At 43.7% G+C, this 26867-nt stretch carries 26 protein-coding genes; 11 read left to right on the forward strand and 15 right to left on the reverse strand.

The window, feature by feature from the left end; genetic code table 11:
- The first annotated feature begins 99 nt into the window (after positions 1 to 99).
- The 4 genes from prf1 to J7W08_RS10060 all read left to right on the forward strand — a co-directional run bounded on the left by prf1 (position 100) and on the right by J7W08_RS10060 (position 3882).
- Complete coding sequence (gene prf1, locus J7W08_RS10045) at positions 100 to 1344, forward strand: peptide chain release factor aRF-1 (RefSeq protein ID WP_233084333.1); 1245 nt, start codon at positions 100 to 102, stop codon at positions 1342 to 1344.
- A 22-nt stretch (positions 1345 to 1366) separates the two neighbouring features.
- Positions 1367 to 3070: an arginine--tRNA ligase gene (argS, locus tag J7W08_RS10050; protein ID WP_233084334.1), complete on the forward strand. Its 1704-nt coding sequence runs from the start codon at positions 1367 to 1369 to the stop codon at positions 3068 to 3070.
- Positions 3071 to 3115: 45 nt separating this feature from the next.
- Positions 3116 to 3397 carry a DUF1294 domain-containing protein gene (locus tag J7W08_RS10055; RefSeq protein WP_233084335.1) on the forward strand — a complete coding sequence of 94 codons (282 nt, stop codon included), beginning with the start codon at positions 3116 to 3118 and terminating at the stop codon, positions 3395 to 3397.
- A 77-nt stretch (positions 3398 to 3474) separates the two neighbouring features.
- On the forward strand, positions 3475 to 3882 hold the full coding sequence (locus tag J7W08_RS10060; protein ID WP_233084336.1) for an inorganic diphosphatase: 408 nt from the start codon (positions 3475 to 3477) through the stop codon (positions 3880 to 3882).
- A 136-nt stretch (positions 3883 to 4018) separates the two neighbouring features.
- On the opposite strand, the gene J7W08_RS10065 is transcribed toward J7W08_RS10060, so the two are convergent.
- Positions 4019 to 5044, reverse strand: a complete 1026-nt coding sequence (locus J7W08_RS10065; RefSeq protein WP_233085762.1) for a CobW family GTP-binding protein — start codon at positions 5042 to 5044, stop codon at positions 4019 to 4021.
- Between the two features lie 224 nt (positions 5045 to 5268).
- Between J7W08_RS10065 and J7W08_RS10070 the strand changes: the two genes are divergently transcribed.
- The gene (locus J7W08_RS10070) at positions 5269 to 6297 is read left to right on the forward strand and encodes a methionine synthase (protein ID WP_233084337.1); all 1029 of its coding nucleotides are present in this window, start codon (positions 5269 to 5271) and stop codon (positions 6295 to 6297) included.
- A 35-nt stretch (positions 6298 to 6332) separates the two neighbouring features.
- Here the strand turns inward: J7W08_RS10070 and J7W08_RS10075 are convergent, their stop codons facing one another.
- On the reverse strand, positions 6333 to 7403 hold the full coding sequence (locus J7W08_RS10075; RefSeq protein WP_233084338.1) for a stage II sporulation protein M: 1071 nt from the start codon (positions 7401 to 7403) through the stop codon (positions 6333 to 6335).
- 174 nt (positions 7404 to 7577) lie between these two features.
- On the opposite strand from J7W08_RS10075, the gene J7W08_RS10080 reads away from it, so the two are divergent.
- A complete protein-coding gene (locus tag J7W08_RS10080) occupies positions 7578 to 8321 on the forward strand; it encodes an RAD55 family ATPase (protein ID WP_233084339.1) in 744 nt (247 codons plus the stop codon).
- Between the two features lie 13 nt (positions 8322 to 8334).
- A complete protein-coding gene (locus tag J7W08_RS10085) occupies positions 8335 to 8826 on the forward strand; it encodes a hypothetical protein (protein ID WP_233084340.1) in 492 nt (163 codons plus the stop codon).
- Between the two features lie 25 nt (positions 8827 to 8851).
- Here the strand turns inward: J7W08_RS10085 and J7W08_RS10090 are convergent, their stop codons facing one another.
- The 9 genes from J7W08_RS10090 to J7W08_RS10125 all read right to left on the reverse strand — a co-directional run bounded on the left by J7W08_RS10090 (position 8852) and on the right by J7W08_RS10125 (position 16599).
- Positions 8852 to 9889 (reverse strand): EF-Tu/IF-2/RF-3 family GTPase, encoded by a 1038-nt coding sequence (locus J7W08_RS10090; protein ID WP_233084341.1) that lies wholly within the window; start codon positions 9887 to 9889, stop codon positions 8852 to 8854.
- A 57-nt stretch (positions 9890 to 9946) separates the two neighbouring features.
- Positions 9947 to 10906: an RNA ligase gene (locus J7W08_RS10095; protein WP_310742524.1), complete on the reverse strand. Its 960-nt coding sequence runs from the start codon at positions 10904 to 10906 to the stop codon at positions 9947 to 9949.
- Positions 10907 to 10927: 21 nt separating this feature from the next.
- Positions 10928 to 11116: a hypothetical protein gene (locus tag J7W08_RS12285; RefSeq protein WP_310742491.1), complete on the reverse strand. Its 189-nt coding sequence runs from the start codon at positions 11114 to 11116 to the stop codon at positions 10928 to 10930.
- A 5-nt stretch (positions 11117 to 11121) separates the two neighbouring features.
- On the reverse strand, positions 11122 to 11898 hold the full coding sequence (locus J7W08_RS10100) for a CBS domain-containing protein (protein ID WP_233084342.1): 777 nt from the start codon (positions 11896 to 11898) through the stop codon (positions 11122 to 11124).
- Positions 11899 to 11954: 56 nt separating this feature from the next.
- Positions 11955 to 12794: a CBS domain-containing protein gene (locus tag J7W08_RS10105; protein ID WP_233084343.1), complete on the reverse strand. Its 840-nt coding sequence runs from the start codon at positions 12792 to 12794 to the stop codon at positions 11955 to 11957.
- Between the two features lie 43 nt (positions 12795 to 12837).
- Complete coding sequence (locus tag J7W08_RS10110) at positions 12838 to 13794, reverse strand: CBS domain-containing protein (RefSeq protein ID WP_233084344.1); 957 nt, start codon at positions 13792 to 13794, stop codon at positions 12838 to 12840.
- A 150-nt stretch (positions 13795 to 13944) separates the two neighbouring features.
- On the reverse strand, positions 13945 to 14742 hold the full coding sequence (locus tag J7W08_RS10115; protein ID WP_233084345.1) for a CBS domain-containing protein: 798 nt from the start codon (positions 14740 to 14742) through the stop codon (positions 13945 to 13947).
- Between the two features lie 37 nt (positions 14743 to 14779).
- Positions 14780 to 15388: a CBS domain-containing protein gene (locus J7W08_RS10120; protein ID WP_233084346.1), complete on the reverse strand. Its 609-nt coding sequence runs from the start codon at positions 15386 to 15388 to the stop codon at positions 14780 to 14782.
- An 86-nt stretch (positions 15389 to 15474) separates the two neighbouring features.
- Complete coding sequence (locus J7W08_RS10125) at positions 15475 to 16599, reverse strand: OB-fold nucleic acid binding domain-containing protein (protein WP_048196069.1); 1125 nt, start codon at positions 16597 to 16599, stop codon at positions 15475 to 15477.
- Between the two features lie 265 nt (positions 16600 to 16864).
- Between J7W08_RS10125 and J7W08_RS10130 the strand changes: the two genes are divergently transcribed.
- Positions 16865 to 17494, forward strand: a complete 630-nt coding sequence (locus tag J7W08_RS10130) for an RNA 2'-phosphotransferase (protein WP_048196072.1) — start codon at positions 16865 to 16867, stop codon at positions 17492 to 17494.
- Positions 17495 to 17504: 10 nt separating this feature from the next.
- On the opposite strand, the gene rtcA is transcribed toward J7W08_RS10130, so the two are convergent.
- On the reverse strand, positions 17505 to 18500 hold the full coding sequence (gene rtcA / locus J7W08_RS10135; protein ID WP_233084347.1) for an RNA 3'-terminal phosphate cyclase: 996 nt from the start codon (positions 18498 to 18500) through the stop codon (positions 17505 to 17507).
- A gap of 52 nt (positions 18501 to 18552) precedes the next feature.
- Positions 18553 to 19920, reverse strand: a complete 1368-nt coding sequence (locus tag J7W08_RS10140; RefSeq protein WP_233084348.1) for an FAD-dependent oxidoreductase — start codon at positions 19918 to 19920, stop codon at positions 18553 to 18555.
- 1155 nt (positions 19921 to 21075) lie between these two features.
- Between J7W08_RS10140 and dnaG the strand changes: the two genes are divergently transcribed.
- Together dnaG and J7W08_RS10150 are read left to right on the forward strand one after the other, a co-directional pair.
- The gene (gene dnaG, locus J7W08_RS10145) at positions 21076 to 22416 is read left to right on the forward strand and encodes a DNA primase DnaG (RefSeq protein ID WP_233084349.1); all 1341 of its coding nucleotides are present in this window, start codon (positions 21076 to 21078) and stop codon (positions 22414 to 22416) included.
- A gap of 214 nt (positions 22417 to 22630) precedes the next feature.
- Positions 22631 to 22918: a UPF0058 family protein gene (locus J7W08_RS10150; protein ID WP_048196078.1), complete on the forward strand. Its 288-nt coding sequence runs from the start codon at positions 22631 to 22633 to the stop codon at positions 22916 to 22918.
- Positions 22919 to 22963: 45 nt separating this feature from the next.
- Here the strand turns inward: J7W08_RS10150 and rimI are convergent, their stop codons facing one another.
- Together rimI and arcS are read right to left on the reverse strand one after the other, a co-directional pair.
- Positions 22964 to 23434, reverse strand: a complete 471-nt coding sequence (gene rimI / locus J7W08_RS10155) for a ribosomal protein S18-alanine N-acetyltransferase (RefSeq protein WP_233084350.1) — start codon at positions 23432 to 23434, stop codon at positions 22964 to 22966.
- Between the two features lie 66 nt (positions 23435 to 23500).
- Entirely contained in the window at positions 23501 to 25366 is a 1866-nt protein-coding gene (gene arcS, locus J7W08_RS10160) for an archaeosine synthase subunit alpha (protein ID WP_233084351.1), read from the reverse strand.
- A gap of 128 nt (positions 25367 to 25494) precedes the next feature.
- Here arcS and J7W08_RS10165 point away from each other — a divergent pair, with 128 nt between their 5' ends.
- Complete coding sequence (locus tag J7W08_RS10165; RefSeq protein WP_233084352.1) at positions 25495 to 26865, forward strand: FAD-binding oxidoreductase; 1371 nt, start codon at positions 25495 to 25497, stop codon at positions 26863 to 26865.
- The last annotated feature ends 2 nt before the right edge of the window (positions 26866 to 26867 follow it).

Genomic DNA, 26867 nt, shown 5'->3' on the forward strand with positions numbered 1-26867 from the left:
TTAGCTAATAGCATCCATGTTCTGTATGCAGAACATGATCATCAAGGTGTTCAACGCATCTACAATCCCAATTGATCCTTATTATGGAGTATTCCAACAATGGTTGACCAATCTTCACATCAAAAATACGAGTTTAAAAAGAAACTTGAATCGTTAAGGGGCAAGCGAGGTCGTGGTACTGAGCTTATCTCATTGTACATTCCACCTGACAAGCAGCTCTCAGATGTAGTTGCACAGCTCAAGACAGAGCACGGTCAGGCCTCCAACATCAAGTCCAAACTTACCAAGACGAATGTGCAGGGTGCTATCGAATCCATCATGTCCAGACTCAGGTATGTGACCGTTCCTGAGAATGGGATCGTCTATTTCACAGGTGCTGTTGATGTCGGAGCTAACAAGACTAACATGGAGTCAACCATCATTGAGCCTCCACAGCCAATTATAACATACAGGTATCACTGTGATTCATCATTCTACCTTGATCCTCTAGAGGAGATGTTAAGAGAAGCAAAGACCTATGGTCTGCTCGTTCTTGACAGGCGTGAAGCCTCAATTGGTCTTCTTGTGGGCAAGCACATAGAACCATATCGGAACCTGACCTCAACTGTACCGGGAAAACAGAGGAAAGGAGGACAGAGTGCCCACAGGTTCCAGCAACTTAGACTCATTGCCATACATGATTTCTACAAGCGTATCGGTGATGCAGCAAGTGAGGTCTTCCTCACAGTTGACCAGAAGGACTTTGAAGGTGTGCTTGTTGGTGGTCCTTCACCAACAAAAGAAGAGTTCGAATCCGGTCATTTCCTCCACCACGAGATAGAGAAGAAAATGCTCGGGCTTTTCGATGTGGCATATACAGATGAGTCTGGTCTTCCAGAACTTGTGAACGCAGCAAGTGAAAGGCTTGAGGACCTTGATCTCATGGTAGAGAAGAAACTGATGCAGCAGTTCTTCAGGGAACTGGTGTCTGATTCAGGCAAAGCGACCTATGGTGAGGACAATGTACGAGAGAACCTCATTATCGGTGCTGTCGATATAATGCTCGTATCAGAAGACCTGAGGGCTGAAAGGATGACCGTCAGGTGTACTTCTTGCGATTATGAGAAAAAGACAACCAGTGATTTCAAGCCTGGTGATTCGAAGACAAGTCTTGGTAACTGCCCGAAATGTGGTTCCTATCTTGAGGTAGTGGAAAAGGTCGATGTTGTTGATGAACTATCCGAAATGTGTGACCAGATGAGTACCACGGTAGAGTTCATTTCCACTGACTTTGAAGAGGGTGCACAGCTTCTGAACGCTTTTGGTGGTATCGTCGCTATCCTGCGTTTCAACACAGGCATCTGAGGTTAATTAACAGGTGATCATTTTGTTTTTAGATTTTATAGAACAGGTTACATCCGTACTGAACGATGCTGTCAGCTCCGCAGGTTTTGAAGCAAACGATCTGGAGCTTGGACCGTCCCAGCATGCAGACCTTTCGTCAAGGGTCGCATTCAGGCTGGCATCTGTTGCAAAACAGAGTCCAAAGGACGTTGCTGACAGGATCGCTTCTGAGATAGTAATACCAGAGGGTTCCTATATTGGTAAGATAGAGGCATTGGGCCCATATCTGAATATCAGTGCCAGTCGCGATTTCATTGATGATGTCGTGTCAGGTATCAGGGAGAAGAAGGAGTCTTTCGGAGGTAATTTCTGTGAAGGCAGGATACTGCTTGAGCACACTTCTGCTAACCCTAATGGTCCTCTTCATGTGGGACACATAAGAAATTCCATTATCGGAGATACCCTCGGTCGCATCCTAAAACGTGCAGGATATGATGTCGAGCTGCACTATTATGTAAATGACATGGGTCGCCAGATAGCTATAGTTTCCTGGGCTCTTGAACACTTCGAATTCGATGAAAGTTCCAAGCCGGATCATGCTATTGCAGATGTTTACATAAAGGCGAATGCAGAGCTTGAAGCACACCCGGAAAAAGTTGCTGAGATAGACAAGCTCATGCAGCTTGTTGAGAGTGGTGATGAGGAGACAATTGAGCGTTTCGATAAGGCTGTAGGCCTTGCAGTTGAAGGTATCAAGGAAACCCTTGGAAAGATGAATGTCTCCCACGATGAGTTCCCTAAGGAATCAAGTTTCATCAGGTCCGGTGATGTCTCAAGGATAGTGGATGAGATCAAGGCTACAGGACGTACTGAGATAGACAATGGCGCGCTTGTTGTTGACCTTAAGGATTACGGATTTGAAAAGACGCTCGTTATCCAGCGTTCTGATGGTACTTCACTTTATACAACACGTGATCTTGCATACCATGAATGGAAGGGCGAGCGTGCTGACAGGATCATCGATATCTTCGGAGCAGATCATAAACTGATCTCCGGTCAGCTCAAGGCAACGTTGAATGCCATAGGCAAAAAAGAACCGGAGTTTGTTATCTTTGAGTTCGTTTCATTGCCTGAAGGTTCAATGAGCACAAGACGTGGCAAGTTCATCAGTGCTGACGAACTATTCGACCAGGTCAAGGTCCGGGCACTGGAAGAGGTGGACAAACGCCGCCCTGAGATGCCTGATGATTTCAAGAAAGAGGTTGCTGACATGGTCGGTATTGGTGCTGTCAGGTACGATATCGTGAAGGTCACACCTGAGAAATCCACGGTCTTCGACTGGAAAGAGGCTCTTGATTTCGAGAAACAGGGCGGTCCTTTCATACAGTACTCACATGCACGTTCCTGCAGTATCCTGCGAAAGGCAAAGGATGAAGGCCTGTGGGATAGTGAGGCGATCATTGCCCCTTCACTTCTTGTGGAAGATAGTGAAATAGCTCTTATCAAGAAGATGGGAATGTTCGACAATGTGCTGGACCAGTGTACGAAGGAACTGAAACCACATATGCTTGCTATTTACGGAAGGGAACTTGCAGATGCATTCAACCAGTTCTATCGTTTCGTGTCCGTCCTCAATGCTGAGGAAGAGGATGTCCGCGCAAGCCGTCTGGCTCTTGTGGACTGTGCAAGGATAGTTCTTGCTAACACTCTGGACACCCTTGGAATGGGTGCACCGGATTCGATGTAAGTCAGGTCCGAAAAATAGATTAACACAGATAAGGGAGAACAGAATATGAAATTGTACATGTACCTTCTCCTGTATCTCTTTTTAGTAAATGCTTATGCTTTCTGGCTGATGTACTCTGACAAAAAGAAAGCCATCAAGAGCCAGTACAGGATACCGGAAAAGACCCTGTTCACCTGGGCATTGCTGGGCGGAAGCATAGGTTCCATTGCAGGAATGCAGAAGTTCAGGCACAAGACCAGGCATCCGAAGTTCAGGATCGGAATGCCTTTGATATTTGTTGTGGAAGGCTATCTCTTCTTTGAATATGTTCTGCCGGTACTTTTTTGAGATAATTGATTCAGACACCTGTATCTGAAAAACTAGCCTGCAAAGCGTTTTATAAAAAAGGAGTTGATTATTTCATAATGAAGGTCCGGATAGAAACTCCAAAGTTCAGCTTTTTCAAGTACCAGAAAGTGGATGACGGGTACAAAAGGGTCCTCTTTTCCCCGATACCCACGATATTCAACTATGGTTTCATTGAAGATACTTTAGGCGATGATGGGATGGAAGAGGATGCCATCGTACTCGGACCCCGCCTTCCTCAAGGTACTCTGGTAAAACTGACCAATCCCGGTGGTGTGGTGAGATTTGTGGATGACTCGGTTCAGGACGATAAGAAAGTGTTCTATCTCGTAGACAAGTATTCTGAAAGGCTGTTCGGATTATATTTCAGGATGTATGCACTGTTCAAAAGGTTCCGTTATCTGGCATTTGAGAGGAGAATTGCGGAATGCAGGTTCGAAGGCATTGAACTATTCGGAGAAGAGTGAAAACCGGTCAGTTTGTCAATCACTGTAATGATCGCGGTAAACTAAACTGATAACTGCGATCAAATATTGTTCTAAAAAAAGGGCTTAGGGAAAAGGAATACCTTTTCCACAAAAATTCCTTTGATCTTTCTTGTCCTTAAAGAATGTCGATGGTCTGTATATTCTTCACCTTATTGCTGAAAGGTATGGCTTCCTGCTCCAGATGCTCTTTTATCGTACCCTCAACGATCTTCACCAGCTCTTCCTTTTCCACATTTGTAACTGCTGAGAGGAACTTCAGGCTGCAATCCTTTTCTTTTGTTTCAAAGAACTCTATGTTAGGTATGCTTTCTGAAGAGGTGATACTTGCTTTCATGAGAGTTCCGGGATATTCCATGGCTATTTTTATGTGACCTACGAAATCCGGATTGAGCTTTTTGACCTGCTTGCTTATGGAAGTAAGGACATCTGTTGCATACTTTTCTGCCTTTTGTTCTTCCAGTTCGCAGTCCTTGATGGTAAGCTCGCCGGAATAGGAGCTAACCTCGGAGGCCTCGATGGAGTTGATAGCTTCCCTTGTTTCCCTTTCCTTGCTCTTGCCTGCCAGCAGGTCGATGAGCTTCTGGAACTTCTCATCGGCTTCCTTTGCAGAGAACTCGATGACCTCTGCCTCGGGATTGATCTCCTCCAGGAAATTCCTGACCTCTGCAACCTTTTCTTCCTCTGCGATATCGACCTTGTTGATGCAGAGGATCTCAGCATCTTCTATCTGTGTCAGGATGAACTTCGGTGTCTGTTTTATCTCGGTGTTGAACCTTGTTCCGTCAATAATGTTAACGATAGGTGCAAAGCTCAGGTCATCTATTTTCATAAGAGCGATATCTTCCTTGATCTGCCTTGGGAAGGCGATACCTGTAGGTTCGATAATAATAACGTCAGGGTGGAAGTCATCTGAAAGTTTGGAAAGAGTGTATTCCATGCTGATCTTGAGAGTACAGCAGATACAGCCGCTTGTAAGTTCTTCGGTAACGATCCCGGTGCTTGAAAGTGTGTCACCGTCAAGTCCGATCTCACCGATCTCGTTCACAATTATCGCGATCTTGTGGCCTGTTTCGCTCAAATGCTTACCGAGCCTTAACAATGTAGTGGTCTTGCCGCTTCCGAGAAAGCCGCCTATGATCATTATTTTCAATTATCTCACCAGTGGTAGAATGATATTATTTAAGAAAATTACTTCTTTTTAAGCTTCTTTTCAACTTGTGAGTCTTTACTTATAAAACTTGTAGGTTAATATCTGGATAGATATTTGCGGTCTGATATGTATGATCTGATATTTGTCCCATTTCCCAGACTCCAGAAGAAAATAATTCGCTAACATTATAAATGATACTTGCACATACGATGATTATGAGTGACCTGATCTTTGATGACATTGGCAGTTATCCGCTACCTGAAGGCGTAACAAAGGAGTGGATGGAGAGTGCATTTTCGAAAAGGGACAGTGATGAGAAGCTTTTTTCTGTCATACGTTCAGCCTTTAGCCAAAAGCTTGATGCCGGTGTGCATGTAGCCACATATCCCCAGTTCCAGGACATGAACCAGCAGTTCCTGTCAATTATCAATGATCCGGAATGTGTGGAAGAGCCTTTTAAGGTCAAAGAGAACAGTGCACGTATCCTTGAGCTTGATATCATAGAAGAAGCTGCTGCAGATTACAGGGATGAGACCGGTGAAAAACCGGATGTCCGTATCTGTGTGACCGGTCCGCTTGAACTTTATCTCAAGGACTTCGGGGGAACACAGTATACCGACATCCTGAACCTACTCGCAGTAAGTATTGACCGTTTCATAAGCAATTCCATCAAGTCCGCAAAGAACTTCAACATCAGGACTGTTTCCATCGATGAGCCAAGTATCGGTATCAACCCCCAGATCATGTTCGAGGATGCTGAACTGGTGGAGGCACTGAGCACCGCCACTTCCTATGCAGGCAAACAGGATGTTGATGTGGAGATCCATCTGCATTCACCGCTTCATTACAGGATAGCCTGTGATACACCGAGCATCAATGTAATAGGTGTGGAGTCTGCAGCAAATCCTTCATATCTCGATCTTATCGACAGGAAGATCCTGGAAGATACCGATTCTTTCCTGCGTGTGGGTGTTGCAAGGACCGATATCTTCAACCTTGCATCTGTGCTCAACGAGAAGTACAACACCAATGTCTGGAAGGACACCCAGTATCTGCCGGAGATAGTAACGGAAATGGAAACTCCTGAAGTCATCTCAAAGCGCCTTGAGAACGCAGATTCCATATTCGGAGATCGCATCAAGTATGTTGGGCCCGATTGTGGTCTTGGTTCCTGGCCGACACAGGAGATCGCAGGACAATTGCTCAGGAATGTTGCTAAGGGAATTGCCAAGTTCTCCAAATAAGACAATTCAGGTTCCTGGAAGGACAACTTTTAAGATCATATCAGGAGATTGCTGATCAACAGACCCATGAGGTCGATCACATTTCCTGCTATCTTTGGTGTTAACTGTATTTCTATATATGCAGCAACAAGGAGCATAAAGATCGCAATTGAGAATATTCTCCACAGGTATCTCGATCTCAGATAAGATTCTGTTATATTCTCGATCCTTCTAATGTCTTCTTTTAGGTCCTCCTCTTTTTCAGCTTCGAATAAACGTCCTTCTGTGATCTCTTCTGAATTTACTCTTGCAAACCTGTATGCAATAGATGTTGCTATGAAAATTGCCGGTAGTTCAATTATTCCATGAGGGAGTATTGAAGCAAAGTAATATATGAAGGCAAAGTCAGCTCCTACAAGAATACCACCAAATCCTAATGTTTGACTTCCCCACAGTATTCCATTGAACACAAAAAATGCAAGTACTGTTCCTGCTATAAAAGAATTAAGGAACAATGTCAACACAGGAAATATGAGTGGGAGTACTGATGCGATTGCTCTGTAATCCTCGCCGGTGTAACCACAATGTTTCCAGATGGAATTTGGGCTGTCATTTTTCTCATCCAGACCATTTTTCTTTATATCAGGATAGATGTGCAGGGCGACCTTCTGTACAAATGAAAAAAAGGGTGAAGATAATTTTTCCATATTACAGGAAATCATAGAATAGAACGGGTGCCTTGACCGCAATAGTAACTCTTTGAAAACTATTCTGTGACTGTATGTTATGGCTGCGGCACCTATAGATGTGACAAATATTGCTATTATATTGAAGAAAAAAACAGAATATAGCGGACCGATATATCTGGCACCGAAGTCCACTTTTGAAGTAGCGGCATCTGAGGTTGAAATAATTGCCTCGTTGACGACATCAACTTCTGAAGTAGCAGCCTGTGCAGTTGAGATCAGGACAGCATTTACAAATTCAGGTTGTGAAAACAAGAAAGCAACTGTGTAAATAGAGATGCTGAATACAAAGGACAGTATCGTAAATAGTGTGAATAGTTTCACTGACCATATTACATCTGTCCGTTTTATTTTGAATTGGCTGCTCTCTTTATTTCTCATTTTCGTTTGTTTATTAGTTATGTTTATCAGGATTTCACTTAACTTTAACTGTTTTAAATTTCATGATCTCTGGCTAATAAATATAAAATTTAAGACTTCATCGATGACTTAAAATATATCTCCATACAAATATATCTAAAAGATTCATGGTTCGGTACTAAAAAGAGGTTTAATATGAGGATACAATCTGGAATTGAAGGTTTCGATGAACTTGTTCAGGGTGGACTTGTTCCGGAACGTGTTTATCTTTTAAGTGGTCCCCCAGGAAGTGGAAAAACTACTTTTGGCATGCAGTTCCTTGCGCAGGGTGCTACTTTTGGGGAAGTTGGTCTCTACGTTAGCCTTCTTGAAAGTCCCCAGAACATCATCAATGACATGTCTAATTATTCGTTGAATGTGGCAACTTTGATAAAGATGAAGAAGCTGCTTTTTGCTGACCTTGGTCCCAGGATGGAATATGGTTACATGGATGATCTTCATGAGGTCATAAGTTCAGATTATGATGTAAGTCATTCATCTGTAGAAGGCGAAGCTCCGTCCCCTGCAATGGTATTCAAGGAGATATCTGCATATGTTCAGGAATACAATGTAAAAAGGCTTGTTATAGACTCTGTATCTGCTATCCGTTTTACCACAAAGGACCGCATTTCAGAAGAAAAAGAGATGGGTAGGTTCATCAGGAATCTGAAACAGCTTGGATGCACTACTCTACTCCTCTCTGAGATGACAGACCCGAATGCATATTCAACAGAACAATTCGCATCACATGGAGTAATGTTCCTTCATAACTTCCTCTATGGTAAGAAGATGACCCGTGCATTGCAGATCATAAAGATGCGTGGAACAAAACATGATTGTAATATGATGGGACTTGAGTTCACTGAGAAAGGTCTGAAAGTATCTTCCTACCTTGAATAATGGTAGTGTGGAAATGGATCTGTTCAAGAAGAATAAAGACAAGCCTACCCTTGCTGAAATGAAAAGGGTAGAAATTGAAAAGAAGGCTTTTGAACTTGGTTTAGAAGTAGGTTACCACAAGCACTCGGAGATCGGTTGGGTCAAAGAGAATATTATGAAGCTGGAAACCCTTGCCAACAATCTTGGTCTTGGTGACATTGTTTCTGAAAAATATATCCAGGGCAAAGGCGAAGGTGGTCTTGCGAGGGAGAAGGGACTTAATATCGGTTCTGTCACATCTGCACTAAAAAAAGAAGAAGGCTACTCTTCAGCAGACAAACCAGCTTTCAAGAAGCCAGAAGAAAAGACTCCCGAGGGGTACAAGGATTATGCAGGAAATGATGCTATATTTGCTCCTGTGGACCGCCCGGAACTTCTCACTAGCCCCTCATGTATCTCTCTTACCAAAGCTGTTGAACGCCCTGCAAATCTTAATGGCTTCAAACCATTAATGCCAAAGAAATAAAATATAAAATGTGGGATATTGGGCTTTAAGCCTTGTAACCATATCCCGCAAATCTCTGTTTATCATCCAGATTGCAGATCACAAATCTGTCTGATTCATTATAAGCCAGCAACTTCGATCCTAATAGTGTTACAATACATTCGGCGTCTGTTGTTGTTCTCTCAACTTCTTCGCCATTTACAACTATCTTTTCCACTCTCATCGGGGATGACTGAAGTCCGACGAAGATATGTGGAACATCTCCGATCGCAAAGCCCTTTGAGAATGGTGAGAACTTACATTTGAGTGTAAGGTCTTCAGTGACATCTTCTTTTTCCGAGAGTATGAAACCTCTCTCGACATCCTTTGACTGGACGTTCTTAAGTGCAAGTCCGACCCGGGCACCTGCGGGTGCGCTCTTTGCATCCACATCATGCAGCTGTATCGAGCGGACCTCGATGGTCTTGTCTGTTGGGAAAGCTACAAGTTTGTCCTTTGCTTTCAGGGTCCCCTGCATCACAATTCCAAGTACTACACAACCAATGCCTGTTACATTGAAGGACTGGTCGATAACAACACGTGTTGGCAGGTCGTTCAGTTCCTCCTGGTCCTTTGCAACTACATCCCCCATATCGAATATCATTTCCTTCAATTCTTCCATTCCTTCGAATGAGGTTGTGGAAATCGAGATATATTCCCAGTTCTCAAGAGAGGTACCTGTTGTCACTTTTTTAAGTTTCTCTTTCAGCTCATCTAGTGCAAAGGGGTAGCTGGTATCTGCTTTTGTAAGGACAATGATACCATGCTTGTATCCCAGGAGGTCAAGTGCAATGATACATTCGCCTGTATGTGCATCAAGACCTTCAGGAGGTACGCACAAAAGGACAATGTCCGAAAGATTGAAGGCGGTCACCATAGGTTTGATGGAAGTTGGATAACCGACTGCATCTATGGTCGTCAGGACCTTGTCGTTCTTGGAAAAATCGTACATCGTAATGTCTGCTGTGTTTCCTTTTTTCCCAAGTTTTGAAGCAAGGGTGGTTTTGCCGCTTTTTTCGCTTCCGATAATAGTTATTTTTGTCATATATGATCACACTTTTAGTGTACAGAAATACCTTTTGTCATATATGCTTTTTTGAGATCACCAGAGTTCTCCTTTGAACATGGAAAGGGTCTTATCATTAGTGCTCTTGTTCAGCTTCTTTATTTTGATGAGGAATTCATTACCGATCTTTTCCGGTTCATCGAACATTGCATCGATTCCCTGTCGCCGGAGATATTCCTTGAACTCTGTTAGAGTATCAAGACTTCTAACTCTGATCTGTACCTCTTCAGCCACTTTTTCGCCTTTTTCCATATCAGTGATAGCCTCTATCATTGGATTAAGTATGCTTTCCCCGAGTTGAAGGCACCGCTTTTTGAGATCTTCTTCGCTTTCTCCCCATTCAAAGGCCTGGAAGCCTTCCCGCACTACCCTTGAAAAAAGATAGTCACGCCCCACATCATTGTAGAACCTGAATGCATGTCTCAGATCTGCACAATTGCTCTGGGAACAAGTGTATTTTATGGGTGAAATGTTCATATTTGGGTCTTTGATCACAACACCTTCATGCTCGATCTTCCCGAGTTCCTTGATAATGGCATGTATCTTCCCAGTAGCTTCTTCTTTTGTAAATTCTCCGAAAAGCCTGACCTGTGTGAAACCATATTCTTCTGCCATCTTCCTTCTTTCATTTACAGGCAGGGGCTCACCACTGCCCTTATGCCTTATATCGAAGATAGAGAAATCAAGAGAATTGATATCATAGATATTCTTGGGTACATAAGGATTGTCGGGTCCGACCATTTCCCCGTGAAGGACAAGATCCGGATGATCATTAAAAAAATCAATGTTCAGCAGGTCCCTCGCTTTTTCGGTGGAATAGGGACAAACATATCCACCGCGTGTGATGGCGGTTATTTTCCCGTCAATAGCTATGGCTCGTACATTAAAGCCATTCATTTTCTCTTCCACACAGATGGTATCAATATCAGAAAATTGAGAATTGATGGCAGGTTCAAGAAGCATGGCCCGCTTTATCTTTGGAAAACCCTTTATCAGCTCAAAACAGCCATCCTTTTGCTAGACAACAGTTCCACTTTCGATCTGTGAAAAAGTGGTCTTAAAACGAAAAAGATGCTGGTACTCTCCCCAGTTCTGCACAAGCTCACGCTTATCCAGCAGTTTCTGGAGTCTGGAAATGGGTATGCTAAGATATTCCGCCATACCCTCTATGTCCAGCTCAATATCTTTACCAGCATCCTGTTGCATAGTTTTCACTTTGCAATGGTGTTCACAAGTGTTCTTCTTGTGATGAGCCCGACCAGATATCCTTCGAGGTTAATAACAGGCACACCACCAATGTTCTCCTCAAGCATCATGTCCTTTACTTCTGATACCGGAGTGTTGGTCTGTACGGTCTTGACCCCCCTCTTCATGATATCCTCTATAATGAGGTTCTTGATACGGGAATCCTGCTTGTTTCCTGAAACCACATCTCTGAAGGCACGCATTGACTTTGCAATATCCTTCTCTGTAACGATCCCCACAAGCTTGTCATCCTCAATAACAGGGAATCTTCCAACATCTTCATCAAGCATCTGATGCCTGACATGGCTTACTCTGTCTCCGGGATGTATAGTTATCGGGTTGCTGTTCATAACCTCGGCAGCATACCCGTCGAATGTTACATTTTGAAGCAGTTCAGCGGGTGTTACCCATCCAAGAACGTTCTCATTGTCGCTTACAATGATAACACCGCTTTTTTTAGCCATTAATACGACTGCATCATTGAGATCCATATCAGGCAGGACCTTCACATAGTTGTCTGATACAGCAGTAGCAACATGAAGTGAAGAAGCTGGTTTCGCACCTTTCTTTCGTGTTCCCAGTTGTTCGGTAAGTCCCCTCATGGTGAGAACACCGACCAGATCATTATCATGTGTCACTAATAGGCGACGTGTACTTTTCTTCTCCATCACATCAAGTGCATGTGAGATCGTGTCTGATTTGTCAATTGATGTTGGTTGTACCATTATGTCCTTTACTTGCATGTCTGTCACCTCTTTAACTCATGTTCTTAGTCTATACTTCCTTGCTACACCTTTTATCAGGCTGCCTTCATCACATCTGTTCTGCTGACAATACCAACGATCTCATCGTTCTCAGCAATAGGGATGCCTGTGACGTTCTTATCGATCATGACCTTTGCAGCTTCCGTGATCGGATCAGTAACTTCCAGTATTTTTGCGATATTGGCCATTATATCCTCTGCAACAAGTGGAACTGCTTTCACATATCTGTATACCTTTTCACCACCTGATTTTGGTTTTCTTGCCATCTTGATGCTCTTGGATGGGAGTTCTCCCTCATTGTTCGCAAGAACGTGGAGTGCAAGTTCCCTTGTGGTGATGATTCCTACGGCTTCACCGGTATCGTCTGTAACAATAAGTTTGCTTACCTTGTTACTTTCCATTTCATCGACCACGTGATTTACTGTGTGGTGCCTGTGCACAAATACAGGGTCAAGTGTCATTATTTCACCAACTTTCTTATCGCTGGGAAGTTCTGACATGCGGCGTACTACGTCAAATCTCGTTACAATTCCAAGAAGTCTTCCGTTGTTGACCACAGGGACATTATTGATATCATTATCGATCATCACCTCAGTAACCTGGGAAATAGATGCTTCAGGGTAGATCGTGACAGGGTCTTCTGTCATTATCATTTTCACAGGTACCTTGTCGATAGGTCTTCTTCTCCACATGGGTTCTGCCTGTGCAAGACGTCTTCCCAGATCGGACTTCGTGACTATGCCCACCATTTCGTCGCGATCTACAACAACAATAGTGCTTATCTTGTGCCTTAGCATAAGGTTTCTTGCATGTGATACAGGCTCATCCGGTCCCATTACATGGACAGGTGATGTCATAATGTCTGATACTTTCATATCTTATCCTCCTTGTTCTTTTGTTATCCTTGTGGATTCTCATTCATTCAGCCATTGCTCTAAGTATATCCCTTTCTGTGATTATACCGCAGAGCTTTCCGTTGTCAATTACAGGCAGTGCCCCAACATTATTTTGAACCATAAGCTCGCTTGCTTTCCCAAGATCTGCATCTGATGATACCCAGATAACATCTTTTGAGATCAGTGAGCTGATAGGAGCATCCATTGCTTCATGGATGTTACCGGTGGTGAGCTTTTCAAATGCCTCCCCATTTCCCAGGAAGTGCATTATAGAAGATGCATTGACAACGCCAATTAGAATATCTCCTTTGACCACAGGAAGCCTGCGGAAACGATTCATTACCATTATCTTTGCAGCATCACTAATGGTCATGTTTGCAGGTGCTTTCTCAACCCTTTTGCTCATGTATTCAGCGATAGTTTTGTTGGTAACTATTCCAGCTGTAAATGTCAGAAAATCCTTCTCTGTGCAGATGGCGTGTACATGATTTGTACTATCTACTATCGGAAGGCTTCCGATATTGTTCTTGAGCATAAGATCAAAGGCTTCCTTGATATTCCCATCACTGCGGATCGTTGTTACATCATGCTGCATTATTGTGCTGACATCTGCATTGATGGCTGCAAGTAGGTTGCCTTTATGTCTCTTTTCAACAAGTTGGTTCTTGTCTCCTCCTCCGAGGAAATCAATAACATCAAAAGAGGTAACGATACCCTCGATCCTATTTGTACCAGCATCAGTAAGGGGGATATGCCTGAAGTTGTTTTTTGTCATGATCTTTATGGCATCGATGATCCGTGTTGTAGGCGGAGCCGTGATAACTTCCCTGGTGGCCACCGACATAATATCTCCTTCATGCTCTGAGATCTTTGTATGAAAATCAAAAGCCCCACGATCCATTGTACCGGAAGTGGTGATCAACACATGATCCTTTTTTTGAACTCTGCTTTTCGTAGGGCTATGTGCTTCAAGTTTCATTTTATCCTCCATATTTTTCGTTTATTTTAATGATGTTCGACTGTCGATACGGGTTCGGGTGTGATCTTAGATTACCCGGAATGATCTCTGGGATTTAGGATAAAGACCCGGATTTGACTACTTTATAAATTTGAGATGGAATTTCCTCCATTATTGAACAGGACCATTTCCCATTACAAATGCCCGTAAGATATCAGTGCGATCCACGATACCTACGATACTATCTTTATCAAGAACTGTCATTCTGCCAACATCGTAATGGAGCATCTTATCGAGACATTCCTTTACCGATGTGTCGGAAGACACGGTATAAACAGGCGTGGACATTATCTTTTCAACTACCGTGGTGTCCTTTGGTTGAGTGCCGTGTGCATCGTTCAGGGCTGTCCTGACGAATCCGGAACGTATTATGTCCATTCTTGTTACCATTCCAATGGGTTCTCTTTTGTCAGAGATCACAGGAAGACCCGAAAAGTTCGATTCAAGCAAAACCGGCCAGACCTTTGTGAGATTTTCCTGTGGTGTACAGGTTATCACATCTGCAGTCATGATGTCAGCTACCGCTGCATCCAGTTTCCTGTCACTGCCAATGTTTCCGAGTATGTCTGAATTGCTCAGAATTCCGGCTATCATCCTGTCCTCTGTGGAAACAATGACAGGGCATCGGCCTACTTCCGAATCGAGAAGATGCTTTGCAGCATCCATAATATCTGTTTCCGGAGTTATCAACGGACAATCGTGCATGTACCCTTCAACTGTGACATTTGATCTTGTGGATCTGATGTTGAGAACATCTTTATCCTTGAGGATACCCACTACTTTTTGTTCCTCATCTATTACAGGGAGACCCCTGAGGTAGTGATCTCTCATCAACTGGCGTGCATGGGTGATGCTGTCATGCTCTTTTATGCATACGGCATCTTTGGACATAATCTCATTGACTTTCATAAGAACCCCCGTTCATACGATCATTCAAAGAAGTGGATCAGTCGTAGTAGCCTTCGTCTTCCTTACAGTCTTCACATAACATAAGACCGTTAACAGGGCTAAGGCTCTCCACATACGATTCACATCTCTGGCAGACCCCCCTTCCAAATTCAGTCGTTGCAGGAATATCCTGCTCCCGGTTCATCTCTATCAGGTTTTCAAGAATAGTATTCAGACCCGGAGCTACGGTAAGGATATCCCGATCCGTGATAATACCAATGATCTTCTCATCATCGGTAACTGCAAGTCTGCGAATCCTGGATTTGAGCATCATCTCAGACGCTTTGATGACATCTGTGGATGATTTTATTGTTATAATAGGAGATGACATTATCTCCTCAGCAAGCATGGTACTGGGTTTTACATCCTTTGCCATGACCTTGTGAACAATATCCCTCTCAGTGATAATTCCTACAGGTTTGCCATTTTTTGAGACAATGAGGCTACCGATATTTTCCTCTTTCATTGTCTGGGCGGCTTCAAGTGCTGTACTTGTAATGTCAAGGACAAGAACGCCCTGTGTCATGATCTCACGCACGACAATATCGTTCAGGAGCTGATCTGCAGGTGCATCAGCCTCGACATCCAATTTGGTCCCAATGACCATACGATATCACCCTCCTATGCTATTGCTTGTGTTCCCACACTACACAAATAATATTCTGACTTAATAGCATATATAGGTGATTGTGCTCACAATATGTTGATCCTTGTGCGGTTTCCGGCACTTAGTTCTATTTCGTCGTTAAAGCCTGATTTTGAGTATGCATCAATGATCCGGATAGGAGTATCGATGTCCAGTTCGTCCACAAGAAGTGCATGATCTCCCCACAATGCTATGCGTATACGTCCGGAGTCATCCGAGACATAGATATTTGAGACCATGTTGGTTGTTCCGTCATCCCTGTCAAATTCCCTGAGCTCCCCAAGACCTGAAACTGAACCTTCGATAGAATAGGATTCCCCGGGTATTATGTCAGCTATCGGAGTGAAGCTTTCTTTGTATTCTACTTCTGCATTTGTTTTTCTGAGGACACTATTATTTCCGATCTGGATCTCGACCTGCTGGCTGAAGTTGTTCATTTTGGCATATCCGTTTATGATCTCAACAGCATCATCAAGGTTCAGGGCACTGGCAGAATCTACCTTTTCATCCCATAATGTCACACGTATCTTTCCGGTCTCATCACCAATGAGTATGTTACCGACCCGTCCCTGGCTACCATCTTTCTTCTGGAACGTCCTGACATCTGATATGTCAAGCAACTTTCCGGATACGTTGATGTCTCCCATACCATCCTTGATCTCAGATATCTTCTGTGAGTCCAGCCTGACCTCGATCTCCTGGTCGGTCTTATTCATCACACCATACTTTCCGATGTTGATCTCAGTGCCGGAATATCCATCCTTTGCATAGCCACTGATCTCCATGCAGTCCCCTACTTCCACACTTCCATTCTTGATAAGCTCAGCACGCTCGTCCCAGAGTGTAAGCCTGATAGAACCGGTCTCATCAGCTACCATGACGTTACCGACCCTTCCGGTGGTGCCGTCATTCCTGTTAAACTCACGTACATCAAATACTGAGACTACCTTTGCAACGAAGTTGACATTACCGATCTCAGGGGTTATGTCCTTTATTTTGATAACTTCCTTTGCGGTATCCGTGACACCAAGGTCATGGGCAACAAGCATTGCCGCTGTCTTAGTATCACAAAGGCCGCTCATCTGATCGACCTTTTCATCGACCTTCTTTCGAAAATCATCTTCGCTGATAATGCCTCCAAGCTTATTGTAGATCTCAGTTATATCGTCCATTGATGACACCTGTGAATAGGTTCTTAGAACATGGGTTCCCAGAACTGTTTAGAATATATGTGATATGTAAAGCAATTTGTTCGTCCTCTATTCTGCAATAGCGTGAACTCCGATTAAGTTTAATCCGATATGATATAATCCTAACGAAAGATACGTTCTAGTTTTCTTATATCATCTTCAGGAATCATGTTTATATCCGGCTTCCTGTAAACGGGATCGTGGATAAAGTTATATTAACTATTAAATGCATCTGCAATTAGATAGCATGATTCGAAAATGTAAAGAGCATGGATACTTCAGAGGCGAAGTTTGTCCTGATTGCGGCAAAAGTGGCAGGTATGTACTGGATGACGAACGTGAAGAACGCCTTGGAAGGTTCGTTTCAGGTGCCTTGAGACATTTCCCGGATGATGTAGGTCTTACAATGGATAAGCAGGGCTGGGTCGACATGGACCTGCTTTGTGATCTTATGGAACGCCGCTACAGGTGGGCAAGCAGGGAGCGCCTTATATCACTTGTAGAATCTGACGTTAAGAACAGGTATGAGATAACAGATTCCGGAATAAGAGCAAGATACGGTCATTCTGTAGATGTGGAACTGGATTATCCTGAGAATGAATTGCCTTACCTGTACTACGGTGTCAGCCAGGAAGAAGTTGACATGCTTCTTGATGCCGGTATTACCCCACTCAGGCAAACATACGTGCATCTTAGCACAACTCCTGAAAAAGCTACGGAATCAGCATCAGTTCACACAGAGAATCCGGTTGTACTTGAGATCGATGCGGATGAGGCACAAAATGACGGCATAGAGTTCATGGCCGTTAACGATGACATCGTTCTGACCGAATCTGTACCGCCTGAATATCTGAGCATTGTGGAAATTGAAGATTGAACAAATTTGTTCATATCACCAATATTTCCATCATATTATCCTTTTTTTGTATCTTGAACTTCACATCAAGGAACTGTTCTGTGACCCAGATGTTCGTTGCTGTATGAGATGATATCTCTCTTACTGTTAGTGAACCGCCTTTTGCCAGTCCCAGATAGGGTATAAGCTGGTCTGCAAGATGTACATCTACAGAAGAGTGGCTTGAGAGCTCGTCCAGAAGTTCCGTAGCTGCCTGAGAACCGACCTTTTCAGCAGGTAATCCTCTTTTTCCCGGAACATATGCACCTTTCATTCCACAGTATAATGTTATTCCACTTCCTGTGGATGGACATTCGGCACATTCAGTTAGGATGTAGCAGTCATATCCGGCTTTTTCAATTATATCCTTTGCAGAATCTGCCTGACGGTTTGCAACATGCTCAGGAAGGTTTGAGCAGTGCGATATACCAAGTATATCCCCGGTCTCTTCTGTAAAGTCATAGGGTTTTGGTCCTGATGGGCTTATAGTTGCATGAACAACTCCGCCACCACGGGGATAGTATCCTCTTTTGCGAGTATCTATCTCACATCTGTACCCCATCTTTGACATTGCTTTCAGTGTGACATTCTCAAGGTAATCAATACTTGGAGCCCACGAAACGTCTGTCCCTCCGATAATGTTCAGCTCGAGATCAATGTCAGAATATGCTGCAGCCGGCATGATACATTGAAGCAGAAGAGCTATGCTACCAGCGGTGCCGATATCAATATTATAGTAACCCCCCTTCACTTCCTGTGGAGAAAAAGTGACACTTGTAGAACCAATGCTAACTCCTTCCACAGTGGCACCACAGATAAGGGCAGCTGTTTCTATTGCTTTTACGTGCTGGGCTGAAAGGCCTGGCTTTGGGCGGTTGCTGCGTATGTCAGTGATGTGCACCGCTTTCCCTGTTACTGCTGAAAGTGCCACTGATGTCCTTAATATCTGGCCGCCGCCTTCACCGTAGGACCCGTCGATATGGATCATTGGCAGTTCCTCATTTTTGTCACTCCATCAATTCTTTCCATATTATTCCTCATTATTCTCCATTATTGTTCCTCATTTTCCTGAAAGCGTCCTTTACAGCATAGAGAAGAGGATCTACAACAGTGGCAACCGGTGGTGCATAGCAGGTTTCCATTGTGAGCATTTCATCTACTGTGGTCTTTTTCTTGATCATGAAAGCAAGGCTGTCGATCCGTTCCTTAACTCCGTCTTTGGCTATGACCTGTGCACCCACAAGATATTGTTCCCTGAAAAGAAGTTTGATATGGATATCACTGCTACCAGGATAGAAGGTTGCATGCGTTACTCCTTTGGCATAGCCTGTTACTATCCCAATGTCTTCTGTTTCTGCTTTTCTGGAAGTCAATCCCACAGAACCGATCAGGAGATCTCCTGCAACATAAACACTGGGTCCGAGAACAGGTCCTAATGTTGTTCCTTTACCACAGATGTTGTCTGCTATTACGGTAGCCATACGTCTTGCTACCGGTGCCAGTTGGATCATGTTTTTCTTTCCTGTGACAAGTTCGGTAACTTCAGAGCAGTCACCGCCGGCAAAGACATCAGTTGAGAAATTGTTATGGATCCGGACCTGAAGATTATCATTGGTGACCAGACCACCTCTTTCACCAACGGAAATGCCTGCTTCTTTTGCAATTTCTATGTCCGGAATTATCCCGGTACTAATAATAACTACATCTGCAGGAACTTTTTCTTTTGAAAGGACAACATATTCAGCTTTTTTCTCTCCTTCAATTCTTTCCGGGATCTCTCCTGTGATAAGATCGACTCCTATGGAAGTAAGGTAGCCTTTAACTATCTCCGACATGTCAGTATCGATCAGTCGCGAGAGTACCGAGGAGCTACGATTGATAAGTCTTGTAGGTATGCCGCGTTTTGCAGTTCCTGCAGCGATTTCTACCCCAATGGCACCAGCGCCGATGACAACAACATTCTCAGCAGAAAGGAGTGCACTTTCTATTTTCATACCATCAGATAGCGTTTGGAGGGTGAATACACCGTCCAGCTCAAGGGAAGCCTGCAGATGAGAAGGAATGCGATGGATTCCACCGGTGGCGATGACAAGTTTCTCAAAGCCGATATCCCTGTCCTCCAGTTTAATCTTTTTTTCGTTAAGGTCTATTTCTTTTGCTTCTGTTTCCAGCAGGATATCGATTCCCATTTTATCAAAGAAATCCGGGGTTCTTACGATGAGAGAATCAAAATCCCGTACCTTGCCGGAAAGCTTGAAAGGTATTCCACATTCGCTGTAGGATACATGACTGTCCTTTGAAATAACAATAACAGAAAGATCACGGCATCGTCTCACACGTGTGGCGGTTGACATTCCGGTGGCTCCTCCACCTAGAATGGCAACATCGTATTTTGTAATATCTTTCATAAGATAAGTTCGACAGCCTGGTTAATAGATTTTTGTACAGGACCTGACTAACATTTAGTAATTTTAAAAATGTATGGATAAGCAACGTATGGGATGATCAATGCAAGAATGATGTTAAGGATGTATGGAATAAGAATGCAATAGTGATGTTAATAGAGTGTAAAATTATTCAAGAATGTGTAAAATAAGCAATTGAAGAATGATGTTAAGAGTATGTAGAAAAAGATGAAGTTATCGACGAGCGAGTTTGGGGAGTGGGGGGTTATTGTAGCAAAAAATAATGTGTCCCGCTCGTCTTAATGCTGCTACATTATTATTCTATATATACATGTTGGTATGTCTTATTGTAAATTTCTACGCAATGAACCTAATACATTTCTTTACATTATTCCTTTCTGGATAATGCAAGACAAAATACATTGTTTTCAAATATAAACTTTATTTGTCATGAGGACAATTTAGACTGTTTTATTATAATCGTGTTGCAGAGATATTCTGGAAAGTTGAAAACCACAAGGTTATTAAACTGTAAGAACTAATTAGCCTATTGTGATCGAAGTAAGATCACGTCATAAGTAAAATTTAATTGGTTTATCAAAAATCCCATTGGGTGCTTTATCTAATGGGGGTAAGCAGATCATCAAAATATAATCTGAATCATATTCATGGTCACACTATTGGGAAAATAGTTGTGCCACATCACATAATACAAACATAGGGAGTTATCTAAAGGACCAGGTTTCATTCATATCTTATTGGAATTGAACCACCGGCATCTTAGATCTAGTATCATATTGTTCCATAATCGTTCAAACGGTTCAAGTAAATAAATGCCGGAACGTTCACAAATAAGGCCATGGCATAGCTACATGCTGAGAATGTAGATATTTTGCCAGCCATTAGGCGGTCAGGCCTGTGGACTATCCGGATAGTTGATACATTACTTGTTAGTTTGAACAAAGAAGAACCTCCTTAATGGGATTGCTTAAGAACAAGCATCCTGATGGTCAGGATACAGTAGCCGATAAGTAGTTCTTCCCTTGATCTTCGAGATCCTATATTTGTGTTATGTCCGAATGATTCTGTTTTGCTGTTCTGTTTACGTTCGGGTACTGTCTAAAAGGCAATATACCACACACAAATGGAGACTTACATATGCAAAATACTGATACAACTAAATATATCATTCATTCAAAGATCAATGCTGATGGGATAATCGAACGTCCGGATATAGTCGGTGCGATCTTTGGTCAGACCGAGGGTTTGCTGGGTTCAGACCTTGACCTGCGCGACCTGCAGAAAACAGGACGAATTGGCAGGATCGAGGTCTCAGTTGCTGCAAAAGGCGGCAAGACCAGAGGTAACATCTTCATACCATCCAGTCTTGACAGGGTTGAGACATCAATACTTGCAGCATCCCTTGAGACCATCGACAGGGTTGGTCCATGCACTGCAAAGATCGAGGTATCACAGGTCGAAGATGTCCGTGCTACAAAGAGGAGACAGATCATAGACCGTGCAAAATACATTCTTACCGACATGTTCGATGAGAACCTTCCTGAGTCACAGGAGATCGCAGATGAAGTTCGCCAGTCAGTCCGTATCGAAGAGATGGAGTACTATGGCAAGAACAAGATTCCATGTGGTCCAAATGTGCTTGATTCAGATGCTATTGTGGTCGTTGAGGGCAGGGCAGATGTCCTGAACCTTTTGAGATACGGCATCAAGAATACAATTTGTGTTGGCGGGACCAACGTTCCTCCTGAAGTTGCTGAACTTACAAAGAAGAAGACAGTAACTGCATTCACCGATGGTGACCGTGGAGGAAAGCTCATCATTAAAGAGCTTTTGCAGGTTGCAGATATTGATTATATTGCACGTGCTCCTGATGGAAAGAGCGTGGAAGACCTTGTACAGAGGGAGATCGTACGTTCCCTGAGACAGAAGATCCCTGTAGAGCAGGCTCTTGAAAGCTATAGCATAAAGGGAGAGGTCAAGCCAGCCAAAGAAGAAAAGCCGGCCAAAACAGGCAGGATCACACGTTTGCCAAAGCGCAAGGAAAGAGTTAAAGGTGAGCTTTCAAGGCCATCTGCAGGTGCACAGAAAGTGGAGAAGAAGGCAGAACGTTCTGAGGAAGAGCCTAAACAGGTAAAACCGGCAAGAAAAGTTCAACCAGCTAAACCGGCTAAACCAGCTCAGATATCTCCGCAGGCCCGCAGGTTCAAGCCTCATTCCGATGCACTTCTCGGTACTCTTGGAGCCAGGCTTCTGGATTCAAAGGATGAGGTAATTGAGGAGACCGCAGTCCGCGATCTTGTCAACACTCTCAAAGAGACCAGTGATAGCATCAAGACAGTTGTTTTTGATGGTGTAGTAACGCAGCGCATCCTTGACATCGCATCAGACAAAGGTATCGAGAACCTTATTGGTGTAAAGAAAGGTAACATTGCTAAGAGTCCTGCGACCGTCAATGTTCTAACAGCAGCAGATTTTTGATCTTTTAAGGGGATTTACTCCCTTTTACTTCTCTTTTTTCTTTTTTCCCTCTATTGTGCATTATTATTCATAAAAATTAAATCGAAAAAGGTTTATATGATGATGCAGAAGGGGATTGCCGCGAAAAATGGTTTTATTTGAGTTTTTAGTTTATTATATTGCAGCCCGCTCTTACGCAGTGCTGTCGTATAAAAAATGAATATGGATAAAAACCATGCACAAAGATGAATTGATTCAATTGCATACATTGCTGGCTCAAATAAAGAGGCATCTGGAAACCCAGGACACTGATCATGACTTTTCTGAGTACCAGTCGCTTGCCATAAGTCCTGTGCACATCCATCGAAGCAAGGCAGAGCACAAACATGCTATATTCGTACTCGGTAACCATCTTGCATCAATAATGTCAGAAGATGAGCTTTCAGGTATTGGCAGGACCTCCACCAGAATGCAGGAATTTGCAAAACGTACCAGCAGGAATGTTTCCGGTAGCAACAATTAAATGCTGTCGGGTAGCCTGATCTCATTTCAGGTGTAAAACATATCCTTAAAGGCTAGCTTGGATGCTATTAACCCAGCAGAGAGGAGAAAGCTGCTTCTTCATTATGATGGCATTCTCTCCGTCTGAATAGTATCTCTGTTCTACCCAGCATGCTATGAATCCCATATCCTGATATAGCTTTTTAGCTATGTGATTGCTGGGTCTTACTTCAAGGCTGGCAGACTTTAATCCCTGCTGCTGGAACGCGTTCAGTATGGTTTGCATAAGCTGGCTTCCGATTCCTCTTCCTTTATACTCTTCTTTAACTGCCAGTGAAAAGACACGGCCTTCTGTAAATGCAGATCGATATCCTATGACAAAACCCACGATCCTGTTGTTAATGGAGGCGACAAAGAACCCGTCTTTGTTCATTTCATAGAAATTCATATAGACAAAAGGATTGTGTTCTGTGAAAGCCTCCATTTCAATGTTCAGAACATCTTCAAAATCATAAGGTTCAAACTGTCTGATGATCATCAGGAAATATAATGTTCTTTTTCTTAAAAAGAATATTGAAAAAAAAGAAGAAAAGGATCTTGAAGATCAATCCTTATCCTTATCTTTATCAGCTTTTTTTATGTGACGCAGATCAACAGCTATACCTCTTGTGGAGGCAACCATTTCTTTCCCGTTCATCATGGCACGCCCTACTCCGATAGCTTTACTTCCTTTGACAAGGACCTCGTCACCGGGTCGTATCCTCTCATCAGCATCAATAACACCTGGTGCAAGCAAAGAGCCTCTTGGGAGGAAATCATTGATAGTTACAGTGTAGCCTTCATAATCATCTGATGCGGCAAGCAGACGGGTACCATCGATAGTAAGTGCTATTATCCCATATTGTGGTATCAGTGTAGCTATCTGTTTCTTGTCTATGAACACCTGGTGTTTTGGGAATGGTGCCTTTATCTTTGATCTGTCAGGAACAAGTAACTCTCCTGCACCCGGACCGAACTGGTAGTCTGCAATAGCGCGCATCAGGTCACTTCTTGGTTTGTTCTGTCCAAATTCTCCTTCTGCAACGATACCTGATACGGTGTTCTTGAGGTTGTCAAGGGATTCGTAGGAGGTCACATTGCCTGAGCTTGTATAGATGATCTCAATTCCAAGTTCCTTTGAAACGATCTCACAGATTTCCCTGTATGCTTCTTCCACATGGGCTATGATATGTGAATATTTGTTCTTTGAAAGATACTCAGAGAGACATGATGATACCCATTTTATCTCTTCAGCATCCCAGTACCCGGTCACAACGGTATCATAATGGGATGCAGGATAGGTAAGTTCGAGTTCCCTTGGTACAACTCCGAGTGGAGATGTGATTATTACTTCATGGACGTATCTGCGGTTCTTTCCCAGTGATCTTATGAACTTGCTATGTGAGTTCGAGATTGAATATGGCTTTTTGGCAGAGCAGGGCAACAGGACCAGAATATCGGTTTCAGGGGGTGTATATCTTTCCTGTATCCTTCTGGCAAATCGAACGACCTCAGGCCGGGTCATTGATTCTGAAGTGGTCGCAAGCAACTGCTTGGAGCGTGCAATAGGTGCATGCTCTTCCATGTAACCATACTGGGTATCGAAAAGTCTCAGGAGTCCTGCAAGCCAGGGTTCTACACGGCACTGGCCTTCCACGTATTCACGCAGATTGCCCGCGCGTATCCTCTCTCTTGCCAGGACAACCTCTGCTTCAAGCATGTTGCAGTTGTGTTTTGTTAATATCTCAGCACGCTCTGCTTTTGGCATTTCCCTGAGCTCTTCCAGTGTTATGGGAGCACAGGCGTCACATTTGCATGGAAGTTCGGCCATAGAGTCGACAAAGTAGCTTCCTGATGTGGTAAGATAAATGTCATTGTAACCGGCCACAGTGGCACGGGTGTTGTCAACAATATCGATGCCAAGGTAGATCAGCATTGCAGCATTAGCAGGTGTGCAAAGGTTCGGGACATAGAGAGCAGTATCAGGAGCTATCTTTTCCCGGATCTCAATTATCCTTTGCATGAACTTCCTGGCATTGCCCTGGAAGGAACCTGCTCCTTCCATAATGTAAAGGTCTGCTTTCTTTGCATCCTGGCCATGTCGGTAAATTCGTCCAATAGGGCCGGTAGCTTCCATCTCGATCTTCTTTGCAATTGTCTCTGCCACATCATCCGGCACATCCGGTGTGAGGTCCTGGTGCGGCAAAATGAGGATCGCGTCATCACCGGAAAGCTCGCGTATCTTCCGGATATTTTCCATAGCTTCTTCTGCAGAAAGGTCCCACATGGACCCGGCATCTGCAAAAGGACCTGCTGGATCTTTAAGTGATACCGTATCAATTATGTGCGGTGTCCTGATAGGTGTTGAAAGGAGAATTTTTCCAATACGGGCAGCACCATCCCGCTGTTCTACCTCAAAATATGATGTCATGTTTCCCTAATATGCTTAAGGTAGATGTAAATCTTTTCTACCGGATCTTACTGACCTTTACCGAAGATCCGGCAAATTTGGTTGAAATACCCAAACGTTTATTTTGAAAAAGGTTGCAGGGTATGTTAATGCTCAAGAAACAACTGGAAGCCATTGTTGGAAGAAAGAATGTCTCAACAAGGTCCTCAGAGCTTTATTGTTATTCTTTTGATGCCTCTCAGGTAAAAGGCCATCCTGATGCAGTTGTCCGACCTCATAATTCCGAACAGGTCGCATCTATTGTCAGGTTGGCAGCTGATCTCGAACTTCCTGTGATCGCAAGAGGCGCAGGTTCCGGTCTCTGTGGAGGTGCTGTTCCCGTAAATGGCGGTATTGTGCTTGACATGTCCTCAATGGACCGGATTGTTGAAATTGATCTTGACAATCTCCAGGTGACCGTGGAGCCGGGAGTTGTGCATGCGAAACTGAACGAGGCACTTTCTCCCTATGGATTTTTCTTTCCGCCGGATCCCGGAAGTACTGCCATGTGCACAATTGGAGGGCTTATGGCGAACAACGGAAGCGGGATGCGTTCCGTAAAATACGGTACAACAAGGAACTATGTGCTTGACCTTGAGGTCGTTATGGCAGATGGAAAGATAGTAAGGACAGGTTCAAGAACACTCAAGACCGCATCCGGATACGATCTTACTGATCTTATGATCGGTTCGGAAGGGACACTTGGAATTATCACTCAGGCAGTTATCAGGATGCATCCTCTTCCCAGGGCACGTAGTGTAATACTGGCTTCTTTTGGTAATACAGCCCTTGCCGGCAAAACCGTGGTAAAGATACTGTCAGCAGGAATTATCCCCTCTGCATGTGAGATCTTTGACAGCACTGCAATAGAGACTGTCCGCAGATATGATCCCACTGTGGAGCTTCCTGATGCAGGAGCTATTCTGCTTATAGAGGTTGACGGAATGGAGAGTGCTGTGAAGGAAGAGGCAGATACTGTCGGAAAGGTTTGTTCTGATCTTGCTTCTGCAATAAAGGTGGCTTCAACTGCAGATGAAAGTTCACGTCTCTGGAATGCGCGCAGGCTTGTGGGTGCTGCTATATCCAGGATCGACCCGAAACGAACCCGTGTCTATGTCGGGGAGGATATAGGGGTCCCCATAAAGGAGCTTCCCGGAATGCTGGAATATGTTCGCTCATTATCAGAGGAGTTTAACATCCCGATAATGACATACGGACATATCGGTGACGGCAATCTTCACACAGGTATGACCATCGATATGCTGGATGAAAATGCAATGGAGCATGTCAATACTGTGGCTGACAGGATATACAGGCGTGTTATCGATGTAGGTGGTACTGTAAGTGCTGAACATGGGGTGGGGAGGGCGCGTGCAGGCTATATGGAGCTGGAACACCCGACCTCGATGTATGTGATGCGACAGATCAAGAATGCACTTGATCCTCAGGGGATATTGAATCCGGGAAAGATGGGGTTGTGATT

This window comes from Methanococcoides orientis (assembly GCF_021184045.1).
Lineage (GTDB): Archaea > Halobacteriota > Methanosarcinia > Methanosarcinales > Methanosarcinaceae > Methanococcoides > Methanococcoides orientis.

Excerpts from the sequence above, each read along its gene's own strand:
- prf1 (WP_233084333.1), top strand. The coding sequence starts at position 100 with ATGGTTGACCAATCTTCACATCAAAAATACGAGTTTAAAAAGAAACTT.
- J7W08_RS10055 (WP_233084335.1), top strand. The coding sequence starts at position 3,116 with ATGAAATTGTACATGTACCTTCTCCTGTATCTCTTTTTAGTAAATGCT.
- J7W08_RS10060 (WP_233084336.1), top strand. The coding sequence starts at position 3,475 with ATGAAGGTCCGGATAGAAACTCCAAAGTTCAGCTTTTTCAAGTACCAG.
- J7W08_RS10065 (WP_233085762.1), bottom strand. The coding sequence starts at position 5,044 with ATGATCATAGGCGGCTTTCTCGGAAGCGGCAAGACCACTACATTGTTA.
- J7W08_RS10070 (WP_233084337.1), top strand. The coding sequence starts at position 5,269 with ATGAGTGACCTGATCTTTGATGACATTGGCAGTTATCCGCTACCTGAA.
- J7W08_RS10075 (WP_233084338.1), bottom strand. The coding sequence starts at position 7,403 with ATGAGAAATAAAGAGAGCAGCCAATTCAAAATAAAACGGACAGATGTA.
- J7W08_RS10080 (WP_233084339.1), top strand. The coding sequence starts at position 7,578 with ATGAGGATACAATCTGGAATTGAAGGTTTCGATGAACTTGTTCAGGGT.
- J7W08_RS10085 (WP_233084340.1), top strand. The coding sequence starts at position 8,335 with ATGGATCTGTTCAAGAAGAATAAAGACAAGCCTACCCTTGCTGAAATG.
- J7W08_RS10090 (WP_233084341.1), bottom strand. The coding sequence starts at position 9,889 with ATGACAAAAATAACTATTATCGGAAGCGAAAAAAGCGGCAAAACCACC.
- J7W08_RS12285 (WP_310742491.1), bottom strand. The coding sequence starts at position 11,116 with ATGCAACAGGATGCTGGTAAAGATATTGAGCTGGACATAGAGGGTATG.
- J7W08_RS10100 (WP_233084342.1), bottom strand. The coding sequence starts at position 11,898 with ATGCAAGTAAAGGACATAATGGTACAACCAACATCAATTGACAAATCA.
- J7W08_RS10105 (WP_233084343.1), bottom strand. The coding sequence starts at position 12,794 with ATGAAAGTATCAGACATTATGACATCACCTGTCCATGTAATGGGACCG.
- J7W08_RS10110 (WP_233084344.1), bottom strand. The coding sequence starts at position 13,794 with ATGAAACTTGAAGCACATAGCCCTACGAAAAGCAGAGTTCAAAAAAAG.
- J7W08_RS10115 (WP_233084345.1), bottom strand. The coding sequence starts at position 14,742 with ATGAAAGTCAATGAGATTATGTCCAAAGATGCCGTATGCATAAAAGAG.
- J7W08_RS10120 (WP_233084346.1), bottom strand. The coding sequence starts at position 15,388 with ATGGTCATTGGGACCAAATTGGATGTCGAGGCTGATGCACCTGCAGAT.
- J7W08_RS10125 (WP_048196069.1), bottom strand. The coding sequence starts at position 16,599 with ATGGACGATATAACTGAGATCTACAATAAGCTTGGAGGCATTATCAGC.
- J7W08_RS10130 (WP_048196072.1), top strand. The coding sequence starts at position 16,865 with ATGATTCGAAAATGTAAAGAGCATGGATACTTCAGAGGCGAAGTTTGT.
- rtcA (WP_233084347.1), bottom strand. The coding sequence starts at position 18,500 with ATGATCCATATCGACGGGTCCTACGGTGAAGGCGGCGGCCAGATATTA.
- J7W08_RS10140 (WP_233084348.1), bottom strand. The coding sequence starts at position 19,920 with ATGAAAGATATTACAAAATACGATGTTGCCATTCTAGGTGGAGGAGCC.
- dnaG (WP_233084349.1), top strand. The coding sequence starts at position 21,076 with ATGCAAAATACTGATACAACTAAATATATCATTCATTCAAAGATCAAT.
- J7W08_RS10150 (WP_048196078.1), top strand. The coding sequence starts at position 22,631 with ATGCACAAAGATGAATTGATTCAATTGCATACATTGCTGGCTCAAATA.
- rimI (WP_233084350.1), bottom strand. The coding sequence starts at position 23,434 with ATGATCATCAGACAGTTTGAACCTTATGATTTTGAAGATGTTCTGAAC.
- arcS (WP_233084351.1), bottom strand. The coding sequence starts at position 25,366 with ATGACATCATATTTTGAGGTAGAACAGCGGGATGGTGCTGCCCGTATT.
- J7W08_RS10165 (WP_233084352.1), top strand. The coding sequence starts at position 25,495 with ATGCTCAAGAAACAACTGGAAGCCATTGTTGGAAGAAAGAATGTCTCA.